The 26,016-nt window shown below is 69.3% G+C and carries 28 protein-coding genes; 8 read left to right on the top strand and 20 right to left on the bottom strand.

From position 1 onward, the window contains the following. Positions 1-31 precede the first annotated feature (31 nt). From AC07ZS_RS21995 to AC07ZS_RS21980, 4 genes are all read right to left on the bottom strand, one after another. Positions 32-1,051 (bottom strand): Bug family tripartite tricarboxylate transporter substrate binding protein, encoded by a 1,020-nt coding sequence (locus tag AC07ZS_RS21995; protein WP_494800663.1) that lies wholly within the window; start codon positions 1,049-1,051, stop codon positions 32-34. A gap of 65 nt (positions 1,052-1,116) precedes the next feature. Next, positions 1,117-1,752: a nuclear transport factor 2 family protein gene (locus AC07ZS_RS21990; protein WP_494800662.1), complete on the bottom strand. Its 636-nt coding sequence runs from the start codon at positions 1,750-1,752 to the stop codon at positions 1,117-1,119. Positions 1,753-1,779: 27 nt separating this feature from the next. Beyond that, a complete protein-coding gene (locus AC07ZS_RS21985) occupies positions 1,780-2,085 on the bottom strand; it encodes a Dabb family protein (protein ID WP_494800661.1) in 306 nt (101 codons plus the stop codon). Continuing rightward, positions 2,082-2,921 carry an intradiol ring-cleavage dioxygenase gene (locus AC07ZS_RS21980; protein ID WP_494800660.1) on the bottom strand — a complete coding sequence of 280 codons (840 nt, stop codon included), beginning with the start codon at positions 2,919-2,921 and terminating at the stop codon, positions 2,082-2,084. Before AC07ZS_RS21980 ends, AC07ZS_RS21985 begins: the two co-directional genes overlap by 4 nt. Positions 2,922-3,024: 103 nt before the next feature. Between AC07ZS_RS21980 and AC07ZS_RS21975 the strand changes: the two genes are divergently transcribed. The 3 genes from AC07ZS_RS21975 to AC07ZS_RS21965 are packed head-to-tail and all read left to right on the top strand — an operon-like array spanning position 3,025 to position 4,988. After that, on the top strand, positions 3,025-3,954 hold the full coding sequence (locus AC07ZS_RS21975) for a LysR family transcriptional regulator (RefSeq protein ID WP_494800659.1): 930 nt from the start codon (positions 3,025-3,027) through the stop codon (positions 3,952-3,954). Positions 3,955-3,963: 9 nt separating this feature from the next. Further along, positions 3,964-4,446 carry a GNAT family N-acetyltransferase gene (locus AC07ZS_RS21970; RefSeq protein ID WP_494800658.1) on the top strand — a complete coding sequence of 161 codons (483 nt, stop codon included), beginning with the start codon at positions 3,964-3,966 and terminating at the stop codon, positions 4,444-4,446. 23 nt (positions 4,447-4,469) lie between these two features. After that, positions 4,470-4,988, top strand: coding sequence for a class IV adenylate cyclase (locus AC07ZS_RS21965; RefSeq protein ID WP_494800657.1), 519 nt, complete (start codon positions 4,470-4,472; stop codon positions 4,986-4,988). Positions 4,989-4,990: 2 nt separating this feature from the next. On the opposite strand, the gene AC07ZS_RS21960 is transcribed toward AC07ZS_RS21965, so the two are convergent. Continuing rightward, on the bottom strand, positions 4,991-6,049 hold the full coding sequence (locus tag AC07ZS_RS21960; protein WP_494800656.1) for a maleylacetate reductase: 1,059 nt from the start codon (positions 6,047-6,049) through the stop codon (positions 4,991-4,993). A gap of 175 nt (positions 6,050-6,224) precedes the next feature. Between AC07ZS_RS21960 and AC07ZS_RS21955 the strand changes: the two genes are divergently transcribed. Both AC07ZS_RS21955 and AC07ZS_RS21950 read left to right on the top strand, forming a co-directional pair. Then, positions 6,225-6,941 (top strand): 3-oxoacid CoA-transferase subunit A, encoded by a 717-nt coding sequence (locus AC07ZS_RS21955; protein ID WP_494800655.1) that lies wholly within the window; start codon positions 6,225-6,227, stop codon positions 6,939-6,941. Further along, positions 6,938-7,582, top strand: a complete 645-nt coding sequence (locus AC07ZS_RS21950) for a 3-oxoacid CoA-transferase subunit B (RefSeq protein WP_494800654.1) — start codon at positions 6,938-6,940, stop codon at positions 7,580-7,582. The genes AC07ZS_RS21955 and AC07ZS_RS21950 overlap by 4 nt, the downstream gene beginning before the upstream one ends. 3 nt (positions 7,583-7,585) lie before the next feature. On the opposite strand, the gene AC07ZS_RS21945 is transcribed toward AC07ZS_RS21950, so the two are convergent. Further along, the gene (locus AC07ZS_RS21945) at positions 7,586-8,509 is read right to left on the bottom strand and encodes a LysR family transcriptional regulator (protein WP_494800653.1); all 924 of its coding nucleotides are present in this window, start codon (positions 8,507-8,509) and stop codon (positions 7,586-7,588) included. 131 nt (positions 8,510-8,640) lie between these two features. Here AC07ZS_RS21945 and AC07ZS_RS21940 point away from each other — a divergent pair, with 131 nt between their 5' ends. Continuing rightward, positions 8,641-9,633, top strand: a complete 993-nt coding sequence (locus AC07ZS_RS21940) for a Bug family tripartite tricarboxylate transporter substrate binding protein (protein ID WP_494800652.1) — start codon at positions 8,641-8,643, stop codon at positions 9,631-9,633. A 2-nt stretch (positions 9,634-9,635) separates the two neighbouring features. Next, positions 9,636-11,273: an FAD-dependent oxidoreductase gene (locus tag AC07ZS_RS21935; protein ID WP_494800651.1), complete on the top strand. Its 1,638-nt coding sequence runs from the start codon at positions 9,636-9,638 to the stop codon at positions 11,271-11,273. An 8-nt stretch (positions 11,274-11,281) separates the two neighbouring features. On the opposite strand, the gene AC07ZS_RS21930 is transcribed toward AC07ZS_RS21935, so the two are convergent. The 11 genes from AC07ZS_RS21930 to AC07ZS_RS21880 form a co-directional block, all read right to left on the bottom strand. Beyond that, positions 11,282-12,085, bottom strand: a complete 804-nt coding sequence (locus AC07ZS_RS21930) for an SDR family NAD(P)-dependent oxidoreductase (protein WP_494800650.1) — start codon at positions 12,083-12,085, stop codon at positions 11,282-11,284. Next, on the bottom strand, positions 12,082-13,488 hold the full coding sequence (locus tag AC07ZS_RS21925; RefSeq protein ID WP_494800649.1) for an FAD-binding oxidoreductase: 1,407 nt from the start codon (positions 13,486-13,488) through the stop codon (positions 12,082-12,084). The genes AC07ZS_RS21930 and AC07ZS_RS21925 overlap by 4 nt, the downstream gene beginning before the upstream one ends. 164 nt (positions 13,489-13,652) lie before the next feature. Then, entirely contained in the window at positions 13,653-14,516 is an 864-nt protein-coding gene (locus AC07ZS_RS21920; RefSeq protein WP_494800648.1) for an isocitrate lyase/PEP mutase family protein, read from the bottom strand. Further along, positions 14,513-15,238, bottom strand: coding sequence for a GntR family transcriptional regulator (locus AC07ZS_RS21915; protein ID WP_494800647.1), 726 nt, complete (start codon positions 15,236-15,238; stop codon positions 14,513-14,515). The genes AC07ZS_RS21920 and AC07ZS_RS21915 overlap by 4 nt, the downstream gene beginning before the upstream one ends. Before the next feature lie 32 nt (positions 15,239-15,270). Continuing rightward, positions 15,271-16,104, bottom strand: coding sequence for an SDR family NAD(P)-dependent oxidoreductase (locus AC07ZS_RS21910; protein ID WP_494800646.1), 834 nt, complete (start codon positions 16,102-16,104; stop codon positions 15,271-15,273). 2 nt (positions 16,105-16,106) lie between these two features. Beyond that, positions 16,107-17,111, bottom strand: coding sequence for a TRAP transporter substrate-binding protein (locus AC07ZS_RS21905; protein ID WP_494800645.1), 1,005 nt, complete (start codon positions 17,109-17,111; stop codon positions 16,107-16,109). A gap of 50 nt (positions 17,112-17,161) precedes the next feature. Then, positions 17,162-18,442 carry a TRAP transporter large permease gene (locus tag AC07ZS_RS21900; RefSeq protein WP_494800644.1) on the bottom strand — a complete coding sequence of 427 codons (1,281 nt, stop codon included), beginning with the start codon at positions 18,440-18,442 and terminating at the stop codon, positions 17,162-17,164. After that, complete coding sequence (locus AC07ZS_RS21895; RefSeq protein WP_494800643.1) at positions 18,439-18,987, bottom strand: TRAP transporter small permease; 549 nt, start codon at positions 18,985-18,987, stop codon at positions 18,439-18,441. Before AC07ZS_RS21895 ends, AC07ZS_RS21900 begins: the two co-directional genes overlap by 4 nt. 176 nt (positions 18,988-19,163) lie before the next feature. Further along, positions 19,164-20,000, bottom strand: a complete 837-nt coding sequence (locus AC07ZS_RS21890; RefSeq protein ID WP_494800642.1) for a shikimate dehydrogenase family protein — start codon at positions 19,998-20,000, stop codon at positions 19,164-19,166. Between the two features lie 2 nt (positions 20,001-20,002). After that, positions 20,003-21,307: an FAD-dependent oxidoreductase gene (locus AC07ZS_RS21885; protein ID WP_494800641.1), complete on the bottom strand. Its 1,305-nt coding sequence runs from the start codon at positions 21,305-21,307 to the stop codon at positions 20,003-20,005. Positions 21,308-21,312: 5 nt separating this feature from the next. Beyond that, the gene (locus AC07ZS_RS21880) at positions 21,313-22,323 is read right to left on the bottom strand and encodes a Bug family tripartite tricarboxylate transporter substrate binding protein (protein ID WP_494800640.1); all 1,011 of its coding nucleotides are present in this window, start codon (positions 22,321-22,323) and stop codon (positions 21,313-21,315) included. Positions 22,324-22,438: 115 nt separating this feature from the next. On the opposite strand from AC07ZS_RS21880, the gene AC07ZS_RS21875 reads away from it, so the two are divergent. Continuing rightward, positions 22,439-23,356, top strand: coding sequence for a LysR family transcriptional regulator (locus tag AC07ZS_RS21875; RefSeq protein WP_494800639.1), 918 nt, complete (start codon positions 22,439-22,441; stop codon positions 23,354-23,356). On the opposite strand, the gene AC07ZS_RS21870 is transcribed toward AC07ZS_RS21875, so the two are convergent. Genes AC07ZS_RS21870 through AC07ZS_RS21860 form a run of 3 tightly spaced genes read right to left on the bottom strand, consistent with a single transcriptional unit; the run spans position 23,319 to position 25,795 of the window. Next, positions 23,319-23,777 (bottom strand): Lrp/AsnC family transcriptional regulator, encoded by a 459-nt coding sequence (locus AC07ZS_RS21870; protein ID WP_494800680.1) that lies wholly within the window; start codon positions 23,775-23,777, stop codon positions 23,319-23,321. The genes AC07ZS_RS21875 and AC07ZS_RS21870 overlap by 38 nt on opposite strands. A gap of 27 nt (positions 23,778-23,804) precedes the next feature. Continuing rightward, positions 23,805-24,824 (bottom strand): uroporphyrinogen decarboxylase family protein, encoded by a 1,020-nt coding sequence (locus AC07ZS_RS21865; protein ID WP_494800638.1) that lies wholly within the window; start codon positions 24,822-24,824, stop codon positions 23,805-23,807. Then, positions 24,821-25,795 carry a Bug family tripartite tricarboxylate transporter substrate binding protein gene (locus AC07ZS_RS21860; protein WP_494800637.1) on the bottom strand — a complete coding sequence of 325 codons (975 nt, stop codon included), beginning with the start codon at positions 25,793-25,795 and terminating at the stop codon, positions 24,821-24,823. Before AC07ZS_RS21860 ends, AC07ZS_RS21865 begins: the two co-directional genes overlap by 4 nt. Positions 25,796-26,016: the final 221 nt, after the last annotated feature.

The following is a 26,016-nucleotide window of genomic DNA, read 5'->3' as shown; positions in this document are numbered from 1 at the left end:
GGTGTGAGGCAGAAGGTAGAAAAAGAAAAACTCAGTCCAGGCTGATGTTGGCGGCTTTGATGAGGCCGGTCCAGCGTTGCACGTCCCGTGCCAGCATGGTCTTGGTGTCGGCCACGCTGATTTTCATGGGTGAGCCCCCCGCCTTGCGGAAGGTGTCCTGAAGCTCGGGCGTGGCGATGATTTTCGCCAATTCCGTGCGAAGCCGCGCCAGCACCTCGGGCGGGGTCTTGCTGGGCGCGAAATAACCGAACCACGATTCCAGCTCCAGCTTGACGGTGCCGGACTCGTTGATGGTCTGCACCGTGGGCTGCATGGGGTTGCGTTCGGCGCTGGAGACGGCGATGGCCTTGAGCTTGCCGGTGTCCACGTGCGCGCGGGTGGTGGGCGTGAGGTCGAAGAACAGGTCCACGCGGTCGCCCAGCAGGTCGGCGTAGGCCGGCTGCGCGCCCCGGTACGGCACGTGCACAATGTCCACGCCCGCCAGGCTCCAGAGCGCGGCGGCAATGACGTGCTGGCCCGAGCCGTTGCCGGCCGAGGCGTAGGTGAGCTTGCCGGGGTTGGCCTTGGCGTAGGCCACCAGGCCGGCCAGGTTGTTGAACGGCAGGCTGTTGCGACCCAGCAGCGTGTAGCTGTAGCTCACGGCCAGGCCCACGGGCTCGAAGTCCTTGAGGCTGTCGTACGAGAGGTTCTTGTACAGGCCCATGTTCAGGACCATGTTCGACACCGAGCCGGTGAGCAGGGTGTAGCCGTCGGCCGGGGCCTTGGCGGCGGCGTCGGTGCCCACCACGGTGCCCGAGCCGGTGCGGTTCTCCACCACCACGGGCTGGCCCAGCGGCTGGGCCAGGCGGTCGGCGAGCGCGCGGCCCACGAAGTCGAAACCACCGCCGGGCGGCTGCGGCACGATCACGCGCAGCGGGCGGTTCGGGTAGTCGGCCTGCGCCCAGGCGGCGTTCGGCGCCATCGCGGCCATGGCGGCGGCCGGCACGGCGGCGAGCAGTTGGCGGCGAAGCGGCGAAGCCGGTCCCCCGCACGTCAGATCGAGTGCGTTCATGTCTTGTCTCCTTGTTGTATCGGCGCGGTTGAACAGCGGCCCGCGCCCGCCGCATGAATCTCAGCTCAGCCCGGATTCACTTCGCGCTCGAGCTCACCGCCGGCCAGCCAGCGCGCGCCGCGGCGGTAGAGCTCGTCCACCTCGGGGCCCTTGAGCATGGGCATGTCCATCTTCACCGTGTAGCCGATGCGGGTCTGGATATAGGCCAGGTGGCGGTAGCCCTCGGGCATCTGGGCCAGGGCCTGCTGGTCGAGCGCGAGCACGGCGGTGGAGTCGATCGGGTCGATGCGGTCTTTTTCGTAGATGGGCTGGCGGTGCAGCAGCTTCCATTCGCCCTTCTCGCGCACCACGAAGTCGTAGAAGCGGCCGGTGCAGACCACGTCGCACATCACGGGGCCGTTGGCGCCGTCGACCATGCCGCGCTGCGAGATGGTCATCTTGGTCTGCGCGATGGCGCGGTCACCCGCCACCTCGATCGCCGAGCCGCCCAGGAAGTGCAGGATGCTCACGCCCTTGGCCCAGCCTTCCTGCGTGACGCGGATGAACTCCGCAAACGGGCCCTGGAACCAGGTGGCCATCATCACGCCCTGCGGGTGCCACACGGTGGCGAAGCGCGCCCAGTCGCCGGCGTCACGCCACACGGCCCAGCGCTCCACCATCTGCCGTATCTGCAGTTCGTCTTTCAGTTGTTGTTCGATCATTTCTCTGGTCTCCTCGGGTGGTTGCAATCAATCGGTGAATTCAAAATCGACCTGGTGGCGCGCGGTGCGCACGCCCTCCAGTTCCTGGCGCACGCGGGTGTGCGCTGGGTGGTGGGCGTAGTCCTGCAGCGCCTGGCGCGACTCGAACTCGGTATAGAGCACGGCGTCGCAGGCGTAGTCCACGCCGCTTTCGTCCAGGCCGATCTCCAGCCGCAGCAGGCCGGGGATCTGCTCTCGCAGGCCCTCGAACGCGCGCTTGAGCCGCTGCGCGTTGTGCGCCTTGGCCTCGGCGGTTTCGCCGTGCACGTTCCACATGACGATGTGCTTGATCATGCGGCGGCTTTGGCGCGGTTGAGCACGAAGTCGAAGTCCAGCGTGTAGGAGCCGTCAGGCTGTTGCAACCAGTCCGTCACCAGCGACTGGCGAACACCGAACACGGCGTCGGAGTCGAGGTACGGGTCGCCGTCGCGGAACACGTGCGTCACCAGGGTTTCGTAGCCGGGCGCCTGGATCATGAAATGCAGGTGCGCGGGGCGCCAGGGGTGGCGGGCGGTGGCGCGCAGCAGGTCGCCCACAGGGCCGTCGTCGGGGATCGGGTACGGCTCGGCCACCACGCTCTGGAAGTGGAACTTTCCATCGGGCCCGCTGTGCAGCACACCGCGGCCCTGGGCGCCGGTCAGGTCCTGGCGCTGCACGTCGTACAGGCCCTCGGCATCAGCCTGCCACACGTCGATCAGCGCGCCGGCCACCGGCTCGCCGTTGAGGCCGCGCACGCTGCCGCGCACTTCGCAAGGCGTGCCCGCCGCGCCGTTGGCCACGTCCGCACCGTGCTCATAGTGCGGCGCCCCTTCCACGTGGAAGGGGCCGAACACCGTGGCCTCGGTGCAGCCCTGGGGCTTGTCGTTGTTCTGCGCCACGGTCAGCATGGACAGGCCCAACACGTCCGACAGCAGGATGAATTCCTGCCGTTGCGCGTCGCACATGTGGCCGGTGGCGGTGAGGAAGTCGATGCCGGCCTTCCACTCGGCCTCGGTCAGATTCACCTCCCGCGCGAAGGCGTGCAGGTGCTGCACCAGGCTGGTCATGATCTGCTTCAGGCGGGGGTCGGGCGTGTTCGCCAGGCGCGCGAGCACCGCCTGGGTGATGTTGTATTGGTCGAGGTTTCTCAATCGGGGTCTCCGGGAGTGCCGGCACAATGTACGGCGTTGGGAGACCCTGGAAAAGACCGGGGACAAAAATGACTTTTCCGTCAGGCGCAACAAAGAGGAGACCATGGACCGCTGGACCGAGATCGAACTGTTCGTGCAGGTGGCCGAGACGGGCAGCCTGAGCCGCGCGGCCGAGCTGCTCAATTTGTCCAACGCCAGCGCGAGCCGCCACCTGGCCGCGCTGGAGACGCGGCTGGGCGTGCGCCTGGTGGAGCGCAACACGCGCCGCCTGTACCTCACCGAGACAGGCCAGGAGTTCTTCCAGCGCTCGCGCGCCATCCTGGCCGACCTGCGCGACGCCGAGTCCACGGTGAACGCCGCCGCGCTCGACCCCACCGGCGTGCTGCGCGTCACCGCCTCGCTCTCGTTCTCCATGCACCACATCGCGCCGCTGCTGCGCGCGTACACCGATCGCTACCCCAACGTGACGGTGCATGTGGAAGCGGCCAACCGCTACCTGGACATCATCGACAACAACATCGACGTGGCGATCCGCAACCGCGAGGTCGAGCCCGACTCCAACATCACCATCCGCCGGCTCGCGGGCACGCGGCGCATCCTGGTGGCCGCGCCGGCCTACCTGTCGCGCCATGGCGTGCCGCGCGAGATCGACGACCTGCACCGGCACAAGCTGCTGATCTACACGCACGCCAACCGCCCCGACGAGCTGCGCTTCACACGCGGCGACGAGCAGCAGACCATCCACGTCAAGGGCCTGCTGGAGAGCAACGACGGCCAGATCCTGCGCGCCGCCGCGCTCGACGGCATGGGCATCCTGATCCAGCCCAGCTACATCGTCTACGACGACATCGTGGCCGGTCGCCTGGTGCCCATGCTCGACGACTGGGACCTGCCCCGCCTGACCGTCAACCTCGCCTACCCCAGCCGCAAGCACCTCAGCGCCAAGGTGCGCACCTTCATCGACTTCATGGCCGAGCACTTCGAGAAGATGGACTACGACCGCAAATGGACCGGCCGGTTCCCGGTGTACTGACCGTCCCACATGCGCATCCGACCTTTCCAACCCGGCGACGAACCCGCGCTCTACCGCGTGCACCGCGAGGCCATCCACCGCGTGGCTTCGCGCGACTACACGCCCGAGCAGATCCAGGCCTGGGCACCGGCCCGGCAGGATCCCGGGCCGTGGGCCATCAAGATGCGCCACCTTCGGCCCTTCGTGGCCGAGGCCGACGGCGCGATCGCCGGCTATGCGGACCTGCAGCCCAGTGGCTACATCGACCACTTTTTCGTGTCCGCCGACTTCCCGCGCCAGGGTGTGGGTCGCCTGCTCATGGAGCGGATTCACGAAGAGGCGGCCCGCCAGGGCATCGCCGAACTCACGGCGGACGTGAGCAAGACCGCGCAGCCCTTCTTCGCCCGCTTCGGGTTCGAGATCGTGGAACAGCGCTTTCCCGTGCGCGCGGGTGTCATCATCCCGAACGCATTGATGCGCAAGATGCTCACACCCACCCAGGCCGCCGCCTGACCACCGCACCATCGCCCAAGACCATGCCGAGAAACGTCGAGATCAAAGCCCGCCTGGACAACTTCGGCGCCGTCGCCGCCAAGGCCGCCGCCCTGGCGGACCACGGCCCGATCGCCATCGCGCAGGACGACACCTTCTTCCGCTGCGACCACGGCCGCCTCAAGCTGCGCGTGTTCTCCGAGCTGGAAGGCGAGCTGATCTTCTACCGCCGCACCGACCGGCAAGGCCCCAAGGAATCGTTCTACGTGCGCTCCCCCACCGCCAGCCCGGCCACACTGCGCGAGGCCCTGACGCTGGCGCACGGCGAGATCGGCCGCGTCATCAAGGACCGCACGCTGTACCTGGTGGGCCGCACCCGGGTCCACCTCGACCACGTGCAGGGCCTGGGCGACTTCCTTGAACTGGAGGTGGTGCTGGAAGACGGTGAACCGCTGGAAGCGGGTGTGCAGGAGGCGCACCGGCTGATGAAGGAACTGGGCGTGGCGCCGTCGCAGTTGGTGGGTGGGGCGTATGTGGATTTGCTGACGCAGGGCCAGCGCTAGCCTCAGGAAGGCCGAACACCCTCGAACGCCGCCTGCAGCAAGCGCCGGATCGCCCCCGCCTCCAGCGGCCTGGGGTTCGGGTACTGGTTGCTCATCGCGATCTCGCAGGCCTTGTCCAGGTCCCCGGCCTTCATGCCGATGTCCTTCAGCGCCACCGGCGCACCGTTGGCCTTGGCGAGTTCGTACACGGCTTGCGCCGCGCTCGCGCCGCCCAGGGCGCGGCAGATGCGTTCCATGGCCTGCGGGGCCGCCGCGGCGTTGTAGGCCAGCGCGTGCGGCAGTACGATGGTGTGGGTCTCGGCGTGCGGCAGGTTGAAGCTGCCGCCCAGGGTGTGGCACAGCTTGTGGTGCAGCGCCATGCCCACCGTACCGAGCACGGTGCCGCAGAGCCAGGCGCCGTACAAGGCGTCGGACCGCGCCTCGGCGTCCGTCGGCTGCGCGTGGATGCGCGGCAGCGCGCGGCCCAGCGCGGCGATGCCCTCTTCGGCCATGAGGTCGATGATGGGGTTGGTGTCCGTCGCGTACAGGCCCTCGGCCGCGTGCGCGATGGCGTTGATGCCGCTGGTCACGCTCATGCCCACGGGCAGGCCCAGGGACAGCTCGGGGTCGTAGATCACGGTGCGGGGCAGCACGCGCGGGTCCCGGCCGGTTTTCTTCAGGCCCGCTTCGGTGATGCCGTAGATGGGCGTCATCTCCGAGCCCGCGTAGGTGGTGGGAATGGCGACGATGGGCAGGCCCGAGTCGAGCGCGATGGCCTTGCCCAGGCCGGTGGTGGAGCCACCACCGATGGCCACGGCGCAGTCGGCACCGAGCTGGCGCGCGACTTCGCGGGCTTCGCGCGCGGTCTCGATCGGCACGTGCATCACCGCGCGGTCGAAGATGCCGGCGGCGCGCGCACCCAGCAGATCGGCCACGTGTTCGGCCGAGGCGCGCTGCTCGGGGGTGCTGAGCACCAGCGCGCGCGCCGCGCCCAGCGCGTCCATCTCGCGCGGCAGCTGCGCCAGCGAGCCGGCACCGAAGACCACGCGCGACGGGAGGTTCTGGTAGATGAATGATTTCATGCCTTTTTGTCCCTTTCTGAATGCGTCGTTCCCCGCGATGATCGCAGCGTATCCCCGTCCCGGCACCGCCCGGAGCCCCTGAAAATCAGTTTTCCGCACAGGGAAATGTGGGCGCGAAATGGCGGCGTTTTCGCTGACACAATGCGCGGGCCCCTTGCCTTGAAGGAGAAATTCCGTGATCAACAAGATTGCCGCTTCGGTTGCCGAGGCGCTCACCGGCATCGCAGATGGCGCCACCGTGCTCATCGGCGGTTTCGGCACCGCCGGCATTCCCGGTGAACTCATCGACGGCCTGATCGACCAGGGCGCGCGCGAGCTCACCGTGGTCAACAACAATGCCGGCAACGGCGACACCGGCCTGGCCGCGCTGCTCAAGACCGGGCGCGTGCGCAAGGTCATCTGCAGCTTCCCGCGCCAGGCCGACAGCCACGTGTTCGACGCCCTCTACCGCAGCGGCCAGCTCGAACTCGAGCTGGTGCCGCAAGGCAACCTGGCCGAGCGCCTGCGCGCCGCCGGCGCCGGCATCGGCGCCTTCTTCACGCCCACCGGCTTCGGCACCGAACTCGCGAAGAACGCCGACGGCTCGCCCAAGGAAACGCGCGTGATCGACGGCAAGGCCTATGTGCTGGAGTACCCGATCTTCGGCGACGTGGCGCTCATCAAGGCCGAGCGCGGCGACCGCTGGGGCAACCTCACCTACCGCAAGGCCGCGCGCAACTTCGGCCCGGTGATGGCCACCGCCGCCAGGCGCACCATCGCCAGCGTCTACGAGATCGCCGAGCTCGGCAGCTTCGACCCCGAGGCCGTCGTGACACCCGGCATCCACGTCAGCACCATCGTGCAGATCCCCCGCGTGGCCACGCAGGCCGGCGGTTTCAAGGAAGCGGCATGAGCTATACCCGAAGAACCAAGGACGAACTCGCGCGCCGCGTGGCGCAGGACATCCACGACGGCGCCTACGTCAACCTCGGCATCGGCCAGCCCACGCTGGTGGCCAACCACCTGCCTCCGGGCATCGAGGTGGTGCTGCACAGCGAGAACGGCATCCTGGGCATGGGCCCGGCACCCGCCGCCGGCGAGGAAGACTACGACCTGATCAACGCCGGCAAGCAGCCGGTGACGCTGCTGCCCGGCGGCGTGTACTTCCACCACGCCGACAGCTTCGCGATGATGCGCGGCGGCCACCTGGACATCTGCGTGCTCGGCGCCTTCCAGGTCTCGGCCACCGGCGACCTGGCCAACTGGAGCACCGGCGAAGCGGGCTCCATTCCCGCCGTGGGCGGTGCGATGGACCTGGCCATCGGCGCCAAGCAGACCTGGGTGATGATGGACCTGCTCACCAAGCAGGGCGCGAGCAAGGTGGTGGCCCAGTGCAGCTACCCGCTCACGGGCATCGGCTGCGTCAAGCGCATCTACAGCGACCTGGCCACGCTGGCCTGCACGCCGCAGGGCCTGAAGCTCATCGACAAGGTCGAGGGCCTGGAACACGCCGAACTCGAAAGGCTCGTGGGCCTGCCGATCGCGGCGGCCTGAGCCTCAGCGCAGCGCGGCCTTGTGCTGCGGCAGGGGTGCCGCGCGCAGAGCCTCCAGCTGCTCGCGCGCGATCTGCAGGAACGCGGTGCCCAGGCGCGAGAGCGGGCGGTGCCGGTTGCGCACCGCGAAGATGGGGAACGTGGGGGAACCCGGCAAGGCGGTGAACACCAGGCCTTCGGGCCGGTGGGCGCGGGCCGAGAGGTCGTCCACGAAGGCCACCGCCGCGCCGGTGGCGGCCACCGAGCAGGCGGCCAGGCCCGAGCGCACTTCGGCCGCCACGTTGCGCGCCACACCATGCGACTCGATCCAGTGGTCGATCACCGCGCTTTGCGGCGCCTCCGGGCTGTAGACCACGAGGCGGCCGGCCAGCACCTCGGCCAGCGACGGTCTGGCCTTCTTCAGCAGCGCATGGCCAGCGGGCAAGGCGCAGAGCAGTTCCCAGCGACCGATCTCCTCGATGTCCAGCGCCGGGTGGTCCAGCGGCGCGCTGGAGATCGCCACGTCGGCTTCTTCCGTCACCAGCAGCTTGACGATCTCGCGCGTGGGCAGCGACTCGAACAGCACGCGCGCGGTGCTGAACTGGTCGACCAGCGCGGCGATGCCGCGCGGCACCAGCTGCAGTGCGGTGTTGGCGCTGGAGAGCACGCGCAGCGTGGTGCGGGTGCCGAAGCGCAGGTGGGCCGCCACGTCTCGCACGTGCTGCACACCCCGGTAGACCTTCTCGATTTCCTCCTGCAGCTCGCGCGCCTCGGCGGTGGGCACCAGCCGGCCGCTGCGGCGCTCGAACAGGGCCACGCCCAGCTGCAGCTCCAGGTGGCGCACCAGGCGGCTGATGCCCGGCTGCGACACGTGCAGCAGCCGCGCGGCCTCGGTGGTGGAGCCGGTGGTCATGACGGCGCGAAACACCTCGATCTGACGCAGGTTCATGGGCCGCATTGTCGCTCACGCATAACCCGGTGTTATTCAGAACTCGCGCAAAAGTATTGGATCGTATGGACCCGGCCTCCTAGCATCCCCCTACCCGGCCCGAACACCGGGATTCATTCAGGAGACAAGACATGTTCAAGCTTCACCGGCGCGCCCTGGCGCGCACCGCGCTCGCCGCCGCCCTCACCGCCACACTCTCTTCGACCGCCCTGCTGGCCCAGGCCCAGTCCTGGCCCACCAAGCCCGTCACCCTGACCGTGGGCTTCGCCGCCGGCGGCTCGGCCGACATCCTGGCGCGCGCCATCTCGCAAAAGCTCACCGGCGTGCTCGGCCAACCCGTGGTGGTGGACAACAAGCCCGGCGCGGGCGGCACCATCGCCGCCGCCGTGGCCTCGGCCACGCCCGACGGCCACACCCTGCTGCTGGTGACCAGCGGCCACGCGGGCAGCGGCGCGCTCTACCCCACGCTGCGTTACGACCCGATCAAGGCGTTCACCCCGGTGATCAAGCTCGCGGCCACGCCCGTGGTGGTGGTGGCCCCGGCCGCCCAGCCCTGGAAGTCGCTCAACGAGCTGCTCGACGCCGCGCGCAAGGCGCCCGGTACGCTGAACTACGCGGCCGGCGGCGGCGGCGCGACCACCACCGCGCTGGCGGCCGAGTTCCTCAAGAAGGACACCGGCACCGACATGGTCCAGGTGCCCTACCGCGGCTCCGGCCCGGCGCTCACCGCGCTGCTCTCGGGCGAGGTGCAGGTGGGCTTCGAGATTCCGTCCAGCGCCCTGCCCCACATCCAGTCGGGCAAGCTGCGCGCGCTGGCCGTGACCACCCGCACCCGCAGCGCCGCGCTGCCCGATGTGCCCACCGTGATCGAACAAGGCATCCGCGACTTCGAGGTGGTCGGCTGGTTCGGCGTGCTGGCGCCCGCCGGCACGCCCGCCGCCGTGGTCGAGCGCCTGAACCGAGAACTCAACGCCGCGTTGCAACAGCCCGAGCTGCGCGAGCGCCTGAGCGGCCTGGGCCTCGAATCGGGCGGCGGCACGCCGGCCGAGTTCCAGAAACTGATCGCATCGGACACGCAGCGCTACGGCGAAGCCATCCGCCGCATGGGCATCAAGGTGGAATGAGCATGGCGGTGGCGGCAAGCGGTTGGAGCACGGAGGTCGCCATCGTCGGCGGCGGTCTGGGTGGGGTGTCGGCGGCACTGGCCGCGCTGCGGCTGGGCCGGCGCGTGGTGCTGGTGGAGGCGCTGCAGTGGCTCGGCGGGCAGCTCACGGCGCAGGCCGTGCCGCCCGACGAGTACCCCTGGATCGAATCGCTGCAGGCCTCGCAGAGCTACGCGCAGCTGCGCCGCGCCATCCGCGAGCACTACCGCCTGCACCTGCCGCTGACCCCCGAGGCGCGGCGCGCGCTCTGCCTCAACCCCGGCCAGGGCAACGTGAGCACCCTGTGCCACGAGCCCTGGGTGGCCGCGAAGGTGATCGACGAACTGCTCGCGCCGTGGGAGCACGACGGCCAGCTGCGCGTGCTGCGCCGGCACCGCGTGCAACGCGCGCACAGCCAGGGCGACCGGCTGACGGCGCTGGAACTGCGCGATCTCGCCACCGGCCATGAGGGCGTGCTGCAGGCGCCGCTGTTCATCGACGCCACCGAAACCGGCGAACTGCTGCAGCAAGCCGGCGTGGAACACGTGCTGGGCGCCGAGGCGCAGTCGGTCACGCAGGAGCCGCACGCCCTGGCGCAGGCCGACCCGATGGACCAGCAGGCCGTGACCTGGTGCTTCGCCATGGAGCACCGCCCGGGCGAGCACCATGTGATCGACAAGCCCGAGGGCTACGACCGCTTTCGCAACCTGCAGCTCGACTGCTGGCCCAACGCCCAGTACAGCTGGACACTGTCGGACTTCGTCACCCACCAGCCGCGCACCCGCGCCCTGTTCGCGGGCGACACCGACGCGCCCGGCGTGTACGACCTCTGGCACGCGCGCCGCATCGCCTGGCGCGGCCACTTCCAGCCCGGCGCCTACGAAAGCGACATCACGCTGGCCAACTGGCCGCAGATGGACTACTGGGAAAAGCCGCTGATCGGTGTGTCCGAAGCCGAGGAACGGCACGCGCTGCAACAGGCCAAGCTCTTCAGCCTGGGCTTCTTCTACTGGATGCAGACCGAGGCCCCGCGCCACGACGGCGGCGTGGGTTACCCGGGCCTGCGCCTGCGCGGCGACGTGCTGGGCACCGAGGACGGCCTGGCCCAGCAGGTCTACTGGCGCGAAGGCCGGCGCATCCAGGCCGAGTTCACGGTGCGGGAGCAGCACATCGGCGTGGCCGCGCGGCCTGGGCAAGATGGCGCGGAGCGCTTCTTCGACAGCGTGGGCATCGGCGCCTACCGCATCGACCTGCACCCCAGCACGCGCGGGCGCAACACGGTGGACATCGACTCGTACCCGTTCCAGATCCCGCTGGGCGCCCTGCTGCCGCAGCGGGTGGAGAACCTGCTGCCGGCCTGCAAGAACCTCGGTACCACGCGCGTCACCAACGGTGCCTACCGCGAGCACGCCACCGAATGGAGCATCGGCGAAGCCGCCGGCTCGCTCGCCGCCTTCGCCTTGCAACGGGCCGAGCCGCCGCGCGCGGTGCGTGCCCAACCGGCGCTGCTGCAGGACTTCCAGCGGCTGCTGCAAGCCCAGGGCGTGCTGCTGGAGTGGCCGCGCTTCGGCGCCCTCACGCCGCTGCTGCGCACCGGCTACCAGCACGCCGCCCGCACCTGAAGCGAAGCTCAGGCCTCCATGGCCTGCAGCGGGCCCAGCGCCTCGCCGGGGTTGCCGTTGGCGGCATAACCGCCGTCCACCGCCCACACGGCGGCGGTGATGAAGCCCGAGGCCGGCTCGGCCAGGAAGCCGATCACGCGCGCGATCTCTTCCGGCGTGGCCCAGCGGCCGACGGCCGATCGCTCGGCAAACAGCGCGTAGTCCAGCGTGCCCAGGCGCATCTTCTCGCGCAGCACCTCGGTCAGCACGTAGCCGGGCGCGACCGCGTTGACGGTCACGCCGTGCCGGCCGTTCTCCAGCGCCAAGCCGCGCGTGAGACCGGCGATAGCGGCCTTGGCCGTGGAATAGGCGGTGCGCCGCTGCAGGCCGACCAGGCCGATCACCGAAGACAGGTTGACGATGCGGCCGAAGCGCTGCGCGCGCATGCCGGGCAGCACGGCGGCGCACAGGGCGGCGGCGCCACCCACGTGCACGGCCAGCATGCGCTGCAGATCGCTCGCTGGCAGGGTGTGGTGGTCGGCGGATTCGCGCTGCATGATGCCGGCGTTGTTCACCAGCACGCCGATGGGGCCGAGCTCGGCCGCCACGCGCGCGCAGCCAGCCTGCACGGCGGCTTCGTCGCTCACATCGGCCGCCACCGGCAGCGCGCGCACGCCGTGCGCGGCCGCGATCTCGGCGGCGGTGTCGTCGGGCGACTGCAGGTCGAACAGCGCCACGTCGGCACCGCGCGCGGCCAGGTCTTGCGCGATCGCGCGGCCGATGCCGCGCCCCGCGCCGGTGACCACGGCCACGCGGCCGGCCAGGGTCTTCACAGCACTTTTCCGGGGTTCAGGATGCCCTTGGGGTCCATCGCGTTCTTGAGCGTGCGCATCAGCGCCACCTGCTCGGGCGAACGCGCGTGGCCCAGCCAGCGGCGCTTGATGGTGCCGATGCCGTGCTCGGCCGACACCGTGCCGCCGTACTGCTGCACCAGGCTGTAGACCACCTCTTCCACCTCGTCCTTGGGCTGCACCTTGTCACCGGCCCGGTAGGCCACGATGTGCACGTTGCCGTCACCGATGTGGCCGTAGAACACGCTCTCCAGCCCCGGCACCTTCACGGCCAGCTCGGCCTTGCAGGCGCGCGCGTAGTCGTCCATGGCGGTCTGCGGCAGGCCGATGTCGAAGGCCAGGTGGCCGGGCCAGGTCTGGTGCAGTTCGCCGCAGGCATCGCGCACGCCCCACAGCGCCTGCTCCTCGGCCAGCGACTTCGCCACCACGGCGTTGGGCACCACGCCCTCTTCCAGCAGGCCTTCCATCCAGGACTCGAAGCGCGGCAGGTCGGTCGCCGGGTCGGTGCCCAGCGCCTCGATCAGCACGTAGGCGCCGTAGCGCGTGTCGTCGCCGGCGAACGGGTTGCGCGCGCGCAGCTCGCCCACGGCGCGGTCCCAGTAGTCGGGCCACATCACCTCGAAGGCGGAGAGCAGCGGGCCCAGGCCCGAGCGCGCCGCGCCCAGCAGGCGCAGCACGGCGGCGTAGTCCTCGCAGGCGCACATGGCGACCACCGAGGAACCGGCCTTGGGGAACAGGCGCAGCACGATGCGGGTGATCACGCCCAGCGTGCCTTCGCTGCCGATGAACAGGTGTTTCAGATCGAAGCCCGCGTTGTTCTTGATCATCTTGTTCAGGCTGTTGACCACCGTGCCGTCGGCCAGCACGGCCTCCACGCCCAGCACCATCTCGCGCGCCATGCCGTAGCGGATGACGCGGTTGCCCCCGGCGTTGGTGGACAGGTTGCCGCCAATGGCGCACGAGCCGCGCGCGCCCAGGTCCAGCGGGCAGAAGAAGCCGGCGGCCAGCGCGGCCTGCTGCACCGTCTCCAGCGGCGTGCCGGCGGCCACGGTCATGGTGGCGGCGGCGGTGTCGATTTCCTCGATGCCGACCAGGCGCTCCAGCGAGAGCGCGATCTCGTTCTCACCGGCGCGGGCGCCACCGCACAGGCCGGTCAGCCCGCCTTGCGGCACCACGCCGATGCCGTGCGCGTGGCAGATGCGCAGCGCCGTGGCCACACCGGCCGTGTCGGCCGGGCGCACCACCGCCAGCGGCGTGGTGGGCGGCAGGCCGCTGTAGTCGTTGTGGTTGCGCACCGGCACGGCATCGCCCACCAGCACGGCGACGGGGCCGAGTTGGTCGAGCAGTTCCTGCAGGGCGGGATGGGAGACGGCAAGCGTGGACATGGGCAGCAATCGATGAAATGAAAAGGTTGTCGGTCAGAAGGCCGCGGAGCAGGCCATACCAGGGCACCCGCGGAACGGGCTTTGCCCGGCCGCTGGGTGCGCCCCCTTCGCGAAGCAGAAGGGGGTTGGCGGAGCGCGCAGCGCGCAGACTGGGGGTTGCATCTTCATGCGCCGAAGCGGTCGTCCAGGCCCTTGTGGAAGTCCAGGTCGACCAGTTCGGTGAATTCGGCATAGCTCACCATGCCGCCGGCCGCGCCCAGGGGCGTGCCGGCGCGCTTCAACTCGGCCAGCGCACCGGAGACGGCGCGCACAGCGGTGAACAGCGCGGTGACCGCGTAGAACACGACGGCAAAACCCATGGACTGCAGTTGCGCGGCCGTCAGCGCGGCGGCGGGCGTGCCGTCCACCAGCGAGACCACCTTGGGGCCTTCCACGGCGCGCGCCACGGCCTCCACCTCGGCCACGGTCTTGATGCCGTCGACGAACACCAGGTCCACGCCGGCCGCCTGGTACAGCTTGGCGCGGCGCACGGCCTCGTCGATGCCGGCGGCGGGCAAGGCGTCGGTGCGGCCGATGATGAGCAGGTCACCGTCGCCGCGCGACTCGACCGCGCAACACAGACGGCGCACGTTTTCCCCGGCGTCCATCAGGCGGATGCCGGCCATCTGGCCGCAGCGCTTGGGCGCCACCTGGTCTTCCAGGTGGATCGCGGCGACGCCGGCCTGCAGGTACTCGCGCACCGTGCGGTGGATGTTGGACGGGCCGCCGTAGCCGGTGTCGGCGTCGGCGATCACCGGGATGTCCACGGCGCGCACCATGTCGCGCGCATGGCCGGTCATCTCCGTCTGGCTCAGCAGGCCGATGTCGGGCGTGCCCAGCCGGCTGGCGGTGGCACCGAAGCCGGTCATGTAGACGGCCGGGAAACCGGCCTTCTGCACCAGGCGGGCGGTGATGGCATCGGGCGCGCCGGGCGCCATGACGATCTCGCCGGTTTGCAGCAGGCGGCGCAATTGGGAAGCAGAGGTCATGTGGAAGCGGTGGGATGGATGCGTTGCACCCGGGATGAAGTGGCGGGCGCGATGCGGCCGCTGTCGAGCGCGAGGCGGTAGGCGTCCACGGTGCGGTCGATGTGCACGCGCAGCAGGTCTTCCAGCCCGGCGAAGTCGCCCTGGTCCACGAAGGCCACCACGGCTCGGTGCTCGGCCAGCGAAACCTCGCGCGCGTCGGCGAACTGGCGCGACATCGCGGTGCGCAGCGCGGCGATCTTGCCCGCGACCAGGTCGTAGGCGTCGTGCAGGTAGGAGTTGCCCGAGTGCAGGAACAGCGTGAGGTGGAAGGCCGAGTCGGCATGGCCGTAGCGCACGTCGTCGTCGGCGGCGATGGCGGCCTGCATCTCGTCGATGCCGGCTTGCAGGGCGGCGACCACGCCAGCACGGTCGTGCCGGTGGGCGCAGCGCGCGGCCTGCACTTCGAGCATCACGCGGAAGTCGCAGATGGCGCGCATGTCGGCCTCGGTGGGCTGGAACACGAAGCTGCCGCGCTTGGGCCGGATCTCGACCAGGCCCGTGTTCTGCAGCAGCGTGAGCGCGTCGCGCACCGGCGTGCGGCTGACGCCGAACAGCGCGGCCAGCGTGTCCTCCGAGATCATCTCGCCCAGCGCGAACTCGCCGTCGACGATCGCCTGCCGCAGGCGGCTGGCGACGATCTCCGTCAGGGACTTGGGCATCTCGAAGTCGAATTTGCGGGTCATGCGGGTTCCTCGTGTTGCAAAGTGCCCGAACCTTAACTGAGCACCAGACCGCCGTCGATGTTGATCGACTGGCCTGTCATGTAGTCCGATGCCGGCGATGCGAGGAACAGCGCCAGGCCCGCCACGTCCTGCGGGGTCTGGGCGCGGCCCATCGGCACGTTGGCCACGCGGCTGGCGAACACGTCGCCCTCGCGGCCGTTGTTGAGCTGCGCCAGGTCGCGGTCCATGCGGGTCCACATGTCGGTGGCCACGATGCCGGGGCACAGCGCGTTGACCGTGATGTCGGGCGAGAGCGTGTAGGCCGCCGTCTGCGTGAGGCTGACCACGGCGGCCTTGCTCGCGCGGTAGGGGCCCTGGTACGGCGCCATCACGCCCGCGCCGTAGCGCGCGGCGATCGAGGCCATGGTGATGATCTTGCCGCGCGGGCGGCCCGGGGCCAGCGGCTCCTGCGCCTTCATGCAGCGCGCGGCGGCCTGCAGGCTGAGGAAAGTGCCCTTGACGTTGACCGCCATGTGCAGGTCCCAGTCGGCGGCCTGCAGCTCCATGAAGGGCTTGACCTGCGCGACGCCGGCGTTGCACACCATCACGTCGAGGCGGCCGAAGGCGCGCACGGCAGCGTCCACCATGCGCTCGCAGGCGGCGGCATCGGTCACGTCGGCGGCGGCGGCTTCGACCTCGTGGCCTTCGGCGCGCAGCGCATCGCGCGCGGCGGTGCAGGCCTCGGCGTTCAGGTCCGACAGCAGCACGCGCGCGCCGGACTGCGCAAAATGCCGCGCCAGGCCCAGGCCGATGCCCTGGGCCGCGCCGGTGATGGCCACGACCAGGCCGGCCGGCGGCTGGGTCGCGATGGCGTTGGCGGTGCTCACGTTCACTTGGCGGCGCGGATGCGTTGCAGTTCGGCGTTCACAGCGGTCATCACGTCTTCACCGACCACCTTGGCCTGCGAGGCGTACACGTCCTTGACCTTGTCGCGCATGCGCTGCAGCTCGGCGGGCGAGACCTCGTTGACCTGCATGCCGTTCTTCTTGAGCTTGGCGATGACATCGGCGTCCGCCGCGCGGCCCACGCGGCGCGACTCTTCCTGGCCGGTCACGGCGCATTCCTGCATCACGGCCTGTTCCTGCGGCGAGAGGGTGTCGTACTTCTTCTTGGAGATCAGCACGGCCAGCGGGCTGTAGGCGTGGCGCGTGAGCGAGAGGTATTTCTGCACTTCGTAGAACTTCATGTTCTCGATCAGCGCGATCGGGTTTTCCTGGCCGTCCACGGTGCGGGTTTCCAGGGCCGAATAGACCTCGGAGAAGGCCAGCGGCGTGGGGTTGCTGCCCAGCGCGCTGAAGGTGTCGAGGAACACCTTGTTCTGCATCACGCGCATCTTCACGCCCTGCAGGTCTTCCCACTTGCCCACCGCGCGCTTGGAGTTGGTCACGTTGCGGAAGCCGTTTTCCCAATAGGCCAGGTTCACCAGGCCGGCGGCCTCGTACTTGGGCGCGAAGGACTTGCCCACCGGGCCGTCGAGCAGCTGGTCGGCTTCGCGCTCGTTGGAGAACAGGAACGGCAGATCGAACACCGCGAGCTGCGGGATCGCGCCGACCAGGGGTGCGGTGGAGGTCAGCACCATGTCCAGCGAACCGGTGCGCACCTGCTGCGACGCGGTGGTGTCGTTGCCCAGCGCGCCGTCGTAGTAGGTGACCAGCTTGAGCTTGCCGCCGGACTTGTCGGCCGCGCACTGCGTCATCTTGGTGATGCCGAAGCTGATGGGGTGGCCCTTGGCCACGCCGGAGGACACGCGCAGCGAGCGCGCCTCGAACTGGGCGTGCGCGGGGACGGTGACCGCAGCGGCGGCGATGGCGAGGGCGGCAAGGCGGAACATCATGGGAAGGTCTCCTGGTTGGAATGAAGGCAGAAAGGGGAATGGACAGGCGATCAGCCCGTCAGCCAGCGCAGCGGCACCAGCACGATGGAGGGGAACAGCACGAGCAGGAACAGCACGGCGATCTCGGCCAGCAGGAAGGGCATGATCCCTTTCATGAGCTCGCTCATGCTCAGCTTGGCGGTGCCGCAGACCACGTTGAGCACAATGCCCACCGGGGGGGTAATCAGGCCGATGGCGTTGTTCATGATGAACAGCACGCCGAAGTACACCGGGTCGATGCCGGCCTCGCGCACCAGCGGCATGAGCACCGGCGTGAGGATCAGCAGCGTGGGCGCGAAGTCCAGCGCGGTGCCCACGATCACGACCAGCAGCATCATGATGGCCATCAGCAGGATCGGGCTGTCCACGAAGGGCTGCAGCAGCTCGCTGACCTGTTGCGGGATGTCCGACGCCGTGATCAGCCAGCCCGAGACCAGCGCGCAGGCGATCAGGAACACCACGACCGCCGTGGTCTTGGCCGCGCTGACGATCAGCGGGTAGATCGCGTTCCACTTGAGTTCGCGGTAGACGAACATGCCGACCACGAAGGCGTAGACCGCCGCGACCACGGCCGCCTCGGTCGGCGTGAACACACCGAACTTCATGCCGCCCACGATGCCCACCGGCATGATCAGCGCCCAGGTGCTGTTCACCGCCACCTTGGCGCGCTCGCGCATCGGCATGCGCGGCAGCACCGCGACCTGGTCCTTGCGCGCCACGATCATCCAGGCCACCAGCAGCGACACGCCCATCAGCAGGCCCGGCACGATGGCGGCCATGAACAGCTTGCCGATGGACACGTTGGCCACCACGCCGAAGATGATCATGCCGATCGAGGGCGGCAGCACCGGGGCGATGACGCCGCCGGCCGAGATCAGGCCCGCCGAGCGCGGGATGTTGTAGCCGGCCTGCCGCATCATCGGGATCAGCATGGTGGCCAGCGCGGCGGCGTCGGCCGCGGCCGAGCCCGAGATGGCGGCCATGATGACCGCCGCCACGATGGCGACGATGCCCAGGCCGCCCCGGATGTGGCCCACGAAGGCCAGCGCGAAGTTGACGATGCGCTTGGAGATGCCGCCGGCGTTCATCAGCTCGCCGGCCAGCATGAAGAAGGGGATGGCCAGCAGCGGGAAGCTGTCGGCACCTTCGATGATCTTCTGCGACAGGATGGTGGTGTCCACCGAGCCCTGCAGCATCATCAGCGCCACCGCGCAGACCAGCAGCGCGAACGCGATCGGCATGCCCAGCGCCATGGCGCCGAGCAGGGAGAAGACAAAGACGCCGGCGGTCATGCGCGCTCCCCGGCCGGCTGCTTGGCCACTTCTTCTTCGCTCTCGTGCACGGTGATCAGCTCGTCGTCGCGCAGCCGCCCCGTGGCCAGGCGCCAGAGCTTGTGCAGCGAGACCAGCCCGATGCCCAGGCTGGTGAAGTAGCCCATGCCGAAGACCCAGATCATCGACATGCCGGTGACCTGCGCGATCGTGGTCTGGTTGACCTCATGCTGGCGCCAGGTGCCCCAGAAGAACATCGCGCAGCACCCCAGGATCAGCAGCTCGCTGATCACCAGGCAGGCGACCTTGCCGCCGCGCGGCAGGGCCTTGACCATCGAGTCCACGCCCAGGTGCAAGCCTTCGTGCATGGCCACCACCGCGCCGACAAACACCAGCCAGATGAAGGCGAAGCGGGACAGCTCTTCCGACATCACGATGCCCGAGTCGAAGCCGTAGCGCAGCACCACGTTGCCGAACACCATGACGACCATGGCGATGAGACAGAAAGCGAGAAAGGCTTCGAGCACGCGCACGACGGGCCCGCTGCGGGTCGACACCGTGCTCATGGCGCCTCCAGAAAAAACACCGACCGTGCGGGGGGCACGGTGCGGCCGTGAAGGCGGCAAGGCATGGCTGTCTCCGAAAAAACCTGGAATGCCTTTATTGTTGTATGTAAGGTACCGTACACATATTAGGGTATTCCCCTAACTCCGTCGCCCAGGTGACGGCGGGCGACGGGTGGTCAGTACGACAGCCGGGCGCCGGCGCGCAGGGCTTCGGCCGTGGTCGTGGGCAGGCCGAAGAATTCGAGGTAGGCGGGGATCTGCTCGAAGAGCATGTCGGAGCCGACCTGGACCGCGCAGCCCCGGGCCTGCGCGGCCTGCAGCAGGGGCGTCATCTCGGTCTTCATCACCACCTCGCCCACCAGGGTGTGGGGCGAGAGGCGGTCCACGTCCAGCGGCAGGGGGTCGCCCGCGTTCATGCCCAGCGGGGTGGCGTTGACGACGAGGTCGAAGCCCTGCGGGTCCTTGCTGCCCACAAGCACCTGCAGCGCCGGGTGGTGCTGGCGCAGGCGATCGGCCAGGGCCTGGGCCGAAGCGGTGTTGGCGTCGAACAGCGCCAGCGTGGCCACGCCGGCCCCGGCCAGCGAGGCCGCGATGGCGCAGCCCACACCGCCGCTGCCCACCACCAGCGCGCTCGCGCCGGCCAGGCGAAAGCCCTTGCGGCGCACGCCGCGCACGAAGCCTTCGCCGTCGAACATGTCGCCCACCAGGCGGCCGTCTTCGGTGCGTTTCACCGCATTGCAGGAACCGGCCACCTTCACGGCCACGCTGGTCTCGTCCAGCAGCGCCAGGGTGGCGACCTTGTGCGGCATGGTGATGAGCGCGCCGCGCGTGTTCTCCAGCGCGAACAGGCTGTGCATCAGCCCGGTGAAGTGCTCGGGCCGGCAGTCCATGGGCACCACCAGGGCATTGATGCCGGCCGACTCGAAGTACGGGTTGTAGATCATCGGCGACTTGACCGTGTGGGTCGGGTGGCCGATGAGGGCGATCAGCTCGGTGCGTCCATCGATGCCCACGCTCAGTCGCCTACCAGAGAACCTTGTGCGACCAGGCTGGCGCGCAGCGCCGCCGCGTCCACGGCGCGCACATCCGGCGCGCCCTCGGCCCGGCAGGCCATGGCGGCGGCGGTGCCGGCGGCCTGGCCGACCGCCATCGAGATCGTCATGACGCGGATCGCGGCCAGCGCGGCGTGCGTGGCCGAGATGCCGCGCCCCGCCACCAGCGCGTTCGACAGGCCCGACGGGATCAGGCTGCGGTAGGGAATCTGGTACGCGTGGTCTTCGCCCAGGCCCGAATAGATCAGCTCGCCGCCCGCGGCGGGGTGGATGTCGATCGGGTAGGCGCCGCAGGCGATGCCGTCGGCGAAGCGCTCGGGCTTCAGCAGTTCTTCGGCGGTGAGCACGTGGTCGCCCCGCATGCGCCGCGTCTCGCGGATGCCGACCTGCGTGGCGAAGGCCTGCAGCCGGCCGGCCTCGCAGCCGGGCACGGCGCGCCGCAGGTAGGCCGCGGCTTTCCAGGCCTGGCGGCGGCCTTCGATCTCGGCGCGGCTGAGCGCGCCGGCGTCGGTGGCGTCGATGCCCAGGCGGCTGATGTTGAACCAGCCGTCGGTGGAATACGGGTCGCGCGACGAGTGCAGCGCGGCGCGCGCCAGCTCGCCGCTCTCGTAACCCTGGCGCGCCAGGGCCTGCACCTCGGCCGGCGCCAGCGCGTCGAAGCGCGCGAAGTCGATCGGGCCGAAGCGGAACATCATGGTCGCCGGCTGCAAGGCGTCGCCCGCGTCCAGCTCCAGGAAGTCCGCGCCGGCGCGGTGCAGCACGTCGATGTCGCCCGAGGTGTCGATCACCACGCGCGGGTTCACCTCGATCACGCCGCTCTTGGTGAGCAGGCGCACGGTCTGGATGCGCTGGCCTTCGCGCACCACGTCGCACACCTGGGCGTGCAGCATGGGTTGCACGCCGGCTTCCGTCACGAGGTCGTCCAGCACCAGCTTGAGCACCTCGGGCGCGTACTCCACGCGGTCCATGCGGTGGCCGGTGGACATCACGAAGACCTCGTGCTCGCCGGCCGCCTGGTAGGCGCGCAGCCGTTCGACCACCTCGCCGGCCAGCCCGGCGATCACCCGGCGGCCGTTCTCGGTCTGCCAGCTGTTGAATTGCGCGACGGCCCCGCCGGTGGCGTTGCCGCCCAGGAAGCCATACCGCTCGACCAGCAGCACCGAGGCGCCCTGGCGCGCCGCGGCCACGGCCGCCATGGTGCCGGCGACACCGCCGCCGCACACCAGCACATCCACCGTCATCGGTGCCCGTCCGTTGGCATGGCTCACGTGCGTCACTCCGCCTTGATGCCGCGCGCCTTGATCACGGCGGCGTAGCGCTCGGTCTCGGCCTTCATGAACTTCACGGTCTCGGCGCGGCTCTGGCTCACCGGCGACACGGCCAGCGTGGCGAAGCGGCTCTTCACCGCGTCCGAGGCCAGCGCCTGGGCCAGCAGCTTCTCCAGCTTGGCCAGGCCGTCGGCGGGAATCGAGTCCTTGGGCGCGAACAGCGCGGCCCAGCCCTGCACTTCCAGGCTGGGCTGGTTGAGCGAGCGGAAGGTGGGCACACCGGGCAGCTCCGGCACTTCCTTCGGCGAGGAAACGGCCAGCGCGCGCAGGCGGCCCGCGCGGATGTTCGCGATCACGCTGGGCAGGTTCAGGAAGCCCATCGAGACCAGGCCGCCCATCAGGTCGGGCATGAGCGCGCTTTCGCCCTTGTAGGGCACGGGGGTGATGGTGGTGCCGGTCTGGCTGGCGAAGATTTCAGACGCGAGGTGCGCCAGCGTGCCGTTGCCGCTGTTGCCGGCCATGAGCTGGCCGGGCTTGGCCTTGGCTTCGGCGACCACGTCGGCGAAGCTCTTGAGCGGCGAGTTGGCCGGCACCACCAGCACCAGCGGCTGCGCCGAGACCATGCCCACGGCGTCAAAGTCGCGCGCCACGTCGTAGCCGATGTTGGGGATCAGCGAGGGGTTGATCACCATGCTGTTGCTGCCCATCAGCAAGGTGTGGCCGTCCTTGCTCTGCGCGGCGGCGTTCACGCCGACGGCGCTGCCCGCGCCGGGCTTGTTCTCGACGATCACGCCCTGCCCCAGCTGGGTCGCGAACAGCTCGGCCAGCACGCGCGCGGAGCTGTCGGCACCGCCACCGGGGGCGAAGGGCACGATGATGCGCACGGTGCGCGAGGGCCAGGTCGACTGCGCGAACACGCGATCGGGCCAGACAGCGGCGGCGCAGGTCAGCGCGGCGGCGCCGGAGAGCAGCGCGCGGCGGCGCACGAGGGTCGAGGAAGAGGAAGGCGAGGTCATGAGCTTGTCTCCAGGATCGGTATCGAAAGCCGGCATGGTAGGAACGGCACCCCTAACCTGCAAATACCAATTCGATGCCATGTAATAACATGCTGTTATCGACGGAAAGAAAGCCATGAACCTGCGCCAGATCGAAGTGTTTCGCGCCACCATGCTCACCGGTTCGACCGCCGATGCGGCCCGCCTGCTGCACGTCTCGCAGCCGGGTATCAGCCGCATGATCGGCCACATCGAACTGCAGCTCGGCGTGAGCCTGTTCGAGCGCGGCAAGGGCCGGCTCAAGCCCACGCCCGAGGCCCATGCGCTGTACGCCGAGGTGGAGCAGGTGTACCGGGGCGTGCAGCGCATCGACGCGCGGGCCCAGGCCCTGAAGTCGGGCGGCGGGCTGTCGGTGCGCGTGCTCGCCACGCCCAGCCTGCTGCTGGAAATCATCCCCGAGGCGGTGGCCTCGCTCTCGGCCGAACGCCCGGACTCGCGCTTCTACGTGGAGTCCCAGCTGGTGCGCGAGATGGTGCGCCTGCTCGCCAGCGGCGAGGCCGACGTGGGCTTCAGCAGCCTGGCCGTCGACCACCCGCCCCTGGTCAGCGAAGCCATCGGCTCGTGGTCGCTGAGCTGCGTGTTCCAGAAGGGCCACCGCTTCGAGCAGGACAGCGCGGTCTCGCTGCGCGAGATCGTGAAGGAACCACTGATCGCCTTCAGCCCCGACACGCCCCAGGGCCGGATGGTGGCCGAGGCCTACCCGCACGCACTGGAGCCGGGTCGCCAGCGCATCGAGGTGCGCTCCGGCCAGGTGGCCTGCGCGCTGGCGGCGGCCGGCGCCGGCGTGGCGGTGGTCGACAGCCTCACCGCGCGCGCCTGGCCGCACGACCGGCTGGCCTTCCGCCCGGTCAAGAAAGCGCCGTCGAGCAAGGTGTACATGGTGCGCAACCCCAACTTCCCGGCCTCGGCGCTGGAGCAGGCGCTGGTCGAACGCATCCGCCAGGGCTTTCGCGCGATCAGGCGTAGTCCAGCGGAAGCGCCGTCGTGTACTTGATCTGCTCCATCGCGAAGCTCGAGCTCACGTCGGACAGCTCGATCTCCCGGATCATGCGCTGGTAGACCGCGTCGTAGGCCTTGATGTCCGGCACCACCACGCGCAGCAGGTAGTCGTTCTCGCCGCTCATGCGGTAGAACTCCACGATCTGGGGAATGGTGGAGACCACGTCCGCGAACTTGCGGAACCACTTGTCGTTGTGCTGGTTGGTCTTGATGGCCACGAACACGGTCACTCCGACGTTGAGCTTCTCGGGGTCGAGCAGCGCCACGCGGCGCTGGATGTAGCCCTCGCGCTCGAGCCGCTGGATGCGGCGCCAGCACGGGGTGGAAGACAGGTTGACGCGTTCACCGATCTCGTTGACGGACAGCGTGGCATCCTTCTGCAGCAGCTCCAGGATGGCGCGATCGGTGTTGTCCAGCGCATTGACCATGTCTTCCCTTCCCTTTCAGGCTTCGACGGCTGCGCGCAGCGCGTCGAGGTTGGCTTCGGTGGTCGTCGCCACCTGGATCGAACAGCCCGGCCCGAGCAGCAGGGAACGGCCCTGCATCTCGTCGATGGCCGAGCGCGCCATCGCGGTGACGTCGGCCGGCGTGCCGGCGCGCAGGGTCCTGGCGTCCACGCCGCCGCCCACGGCCTTGCCCAGCTCGGCATGGCCGGCGGCCAGGCCGGGGTTGTGCCCCGCGCTGCGGTCCCAGTGGAACACCTGCACGGGGTAGTCGGCCATCGCGTCCAGGCGGATCGCGTCCTCGCAGAGGTGCAGCATGTTGCACCACATCGGCCTGGCGGCTTCGAGCACCTGCAGGTCGAACGGCCGCACGAAGCGCGCGTACTGCTCGGCCGTGAGGCGCCCGTCGTTGGCCCATTTGGTGGAGAAGTAGATGCCGTCCACGCCCTCGCCCACCAGTTGCGCGACGAAGCGCGCAAAGGTGTCGCCGATGGCGGCCATGGCGCTTTCCACGGCCTGCGGGTTCTCCTCGATGTGCGCGCGCAGCAGCGCGCCGTCGCGATCCACCAGCTTGTCGGCCACGTCCAGCGGCGAGAACACCGTCATGATCAGCGGCACCGTGCGGCCCACGCGCTCGCGGATGTAACGGATGGCCTCGATCTGCTCGTGCAGCGCGGGCGTGTCCAGCGGCAGCGGCCGCAGCTGGCCCCAGTCGGCGCTGGAGCGGATCGGCATCGCGGTGCAGGTGTGCAGCTGCGCCGGGTCGGTGGAGGCTTCGTACTCGAAGCCCCAGCCTTCCACGTGGTAGCTCGCGCGCGCATGCACCTTGAGGTAGTCCCAGTCGTGGCGCTCGAAGAAATCGACCATGGTGTCGGCCAGCGAGCGCGCCGAGATCTCCTGCGGATAGAAGTGACCCCAGGCGCTGACCGGCACGCGGTCGGGCGTGCCGCCCTGCACCGCGGCCTCCACGCGCGCGCGCCGCGCGTCGCGCACCTTCACGGGGTTGGCGACCTGCGTCATTCGATCTTCATGCCGGTGTCTTTGACCACCTTGGACCAGCGCACCAGGTCGGCCTTGATCAGCTCGCCGAACTGCTGCGGCGTGTTGGTCGTGATGACCGCCCCTTCAGAGGCCAGCGCCTTGCGGCTCTGCTCGGTGCCCATCACCTTCACGATGTCGGCGTTGATCTTGGCGACCAGCTCGGGCGGCGTGCCGGCCGGCGCGAGGATGCCAAACCACGGCGAGGGGTCGAAGTTGCGCAGGCCCGCTTCGGCCATCGTCGGTGCATCGGGCAGCACCTCCAGGCGCTTGGGGCTGGCCACGGCCAGCACCTTCACCTTGCCGGCCTGGATGTGCGGCAGCACCGTGGCCGCGCCCACCATCACCAGCGAGACCTGGTTGCTCAGCAGGTCGGTCACCGCCGGCGCCGTGCCCTTGTAGGGCACGTGCACGATGTTGGTCTTGGTCAGCATCTTGAAATACTCCATCGCGAGATGGTTGGCGCTGCCGTTGCCGGCCGAGCCGTAGTTCAGCTTGCCCGGGTTGGCCTGGGTGTAGCTGATCACCTCGGCGACCGTCTTGGGCTCGATCGAGGCGTTGGCCACGAACACCAGCGGCAGCAGCGTCACGAGCGAGATCGGCTCGAAGCTCTTGACCGGGTCGTAAGGCAGCTTGGGGTACAGCAAGGGGTTCACCGACATCGTGCCGGTGTGGCCCAGCAGCAGGGTGTAACCGTCGGCCGGCGACTTGGCGACGAAGTCGGCGCCGATGCTGCCGCCCGCGCCCGGGCGGTTGTCCACCACCATCTGCTTGCCCCACAGGTCGGACAGCTGCTGCGCCAGCGCGCGGCCGATGATGTCGGTCGAGCCGCCCGGCGGGAACGGAATCACCAGCTTGACGGGGCGGTTGGGGAAGGAAGACTGGGCCTGGGCAGGCAGGCCGGCCAGGGCCGCCAGGGACAGCAGCGAGACCAGAAAGGCGCGGGATTTCATGAAAAACTCCTGGGAAAAGAAGGGAAATGAAGCGGCTGGGTTTTCTGCAAACGAGTCTACCAACGGCCTCCGGGAAAAATATTGCGATGATTGCTCGACGCGCCTTGGATGTAGAAAACTATTCTCCATCAAAGCGAATACAGGGTAGATTTTGCAAGCAAATGGCGCGGGCATCGCCATAAGCTTCTTACATGAACATCGCTACCCCGCCCCTTCAACTT

The organism is Hydrogenophaga sp. GW456-12-10-14-TSB4 (genome assembly GCF_059424305.1).
This window is presented reverse-complemented; position numbering and strand designations above follow the sequence as displayed.

Bases quoted from the DNA above. Each gene is read 5' to 3' on its own strand.
- AC07ZS_RS21995 (WP_494800663.1), bottom strand. From the start codon at position 1,051: ATGAACGCACTCGATCTGACGTGCGGGGGACCGGCTTCGCCGCTTCGC.
- AC07ZS_RS21990 (WP_494800662.1), bottom strand. From the start codon at position 1,752: ATGATCGAACAACAACTGAAAGACGAACTGCAGATACGGCAGATGGTG.
- AC07ZS_RS21985 (WP_494800661.1), bottom strand. From the start codon at position 2,085: ATGATCAAGCACATCGTCATGTGGAACGTGCACGGCGAAACCGCCGAG.
- AC07ZS_RS21975 (WP_494800659.1), top strand. From the start codon at position 3,025: ATGGACCGCTGGACCGAGATCGAACTGTTCGTGCAGGTGGCCGAGACG.
- AC07ZS_RS21970 (WP_494800658.1), top strand. From the start codon at position 3,964: ATGCGCATCCGACCTTTCCAACCCGGCGACGAACCCGCGCTCTACCGC.
- AC07ZS_RS21965 (WP_494800657.1), top strand. From the start codon at position 4,470: ATGCCGAGAAACGTCGAGATCAAAGCCCGCCTGGACAACTTCGGCGCC.
- AC07ZS_RS21960 (WP_494800656.1), bottom strand. From the start codon at position 6,049: ATGAAATCATTCATCTACCAGAACCTCCCGTCGCGCGTGGTCTTCGGT.
- AC07ZS_RS21950 (WP_494800654.1), top strand. From the start codon at position 6,938: ATGAGCTATACCCGAAGAACCAAGGACGAACTCGCGCGCCGCGTGGCG.
- AC07ZS_RS21945 (WP_494800653.1), bottom strand. From the start codon at position 8,509: ATGAACCTGCGTCAGATCGAGGTGTTTCGCGCCGTCATGACCACCGGC.
- AC07ZS_RS21940 (WP_494800652.1), top strand. From the start codon at position 8,641: ATGTTCAAGCTTCACCGGCGCGCCCTGGCGCGCACCGCGCTCGCCGCC.
- AC07ZS_RS21935 (WP_494800651.1), top strand. From the start codon at position 9,636: ATGGCGGTGGCGGCAAGCGGTTGGAGCACGGAGGTCGCCATCGTCGGC.
- AC07ZS_RS21925 (WP_494800649.1), bottom strand. From the start codon at position 13,488: ATGTCCACGCTTGCCGTCTCCCATCCCGCCCTGCAGGAACTGCTCGAC.
- AC07ZS_RS21920 (WP_494800648.1), bottom strand. From the start codon at position 14,516: ATGACCTCTGCTTCCCAATTGCGCCGCCTGCTGCAAACCGGCGAGATC.
- AC07ZS_RS21915 (WP_494800647.1), bottom strand. From the start codon at position 15,238: ATGACCCGCAAATTCGACTTCGAGATGCCCAAGTCCCTGACGGAGATC.
- AC07ZS_RS21905 (WP_494800645.1), bottom strand. From the start codon at position 17,111: ATGATGTTCCGCCTTGCCGCCCTCGCCATCGCCGCCGCTGCGGTCACC.
- AC07ZS_RS21900 (WP_494800644.1), bottom strand. From the start codon at position 18,442: ATGACCGCCGGCGTCTTTGTCTTCTCCCTGCTCGGCGCCATGGCGCTG.
- AC07ZS_RS21895 (WP_494800643.1), bottom strand. From the start codon at position 18,987: ATGAGCACGGTGTCGACCCGCAGCGGGCCCGTCGTGCGCGTGCTCGAA.
- AC07ZS_RS21880 (WP_494800640.1), bottom strand. From the start codon at position 22,323: ATGACCTCGCCTTCCTCTTCCTCGACCCTCGTGCGCCGCCGCGCGCTG.
- AC07ZS_RS21875 (WP_494800639.1), top strand. From the start codon at position 22,439: ATGAACCTGCGCCAGATCGAAGTGTTTCGCGCCACCATGCTCACCGGT.
- AC07ZS_RS21865 (WP_494800638.1), bottom strand. From the start codon at position 24,824: ATGACGCAGGTCGCCAACCCCGTGAAGGTGCGCGACGCGCGGCGCGCG.
- AC07ZS_RS21860 (WP_494800637.1), bottom strand. From the start codon at position 25,795: ATGAAATCCCGCGCCTTTCTGGTCTCGCTGCTGTCCCTGGCGGCCCTG.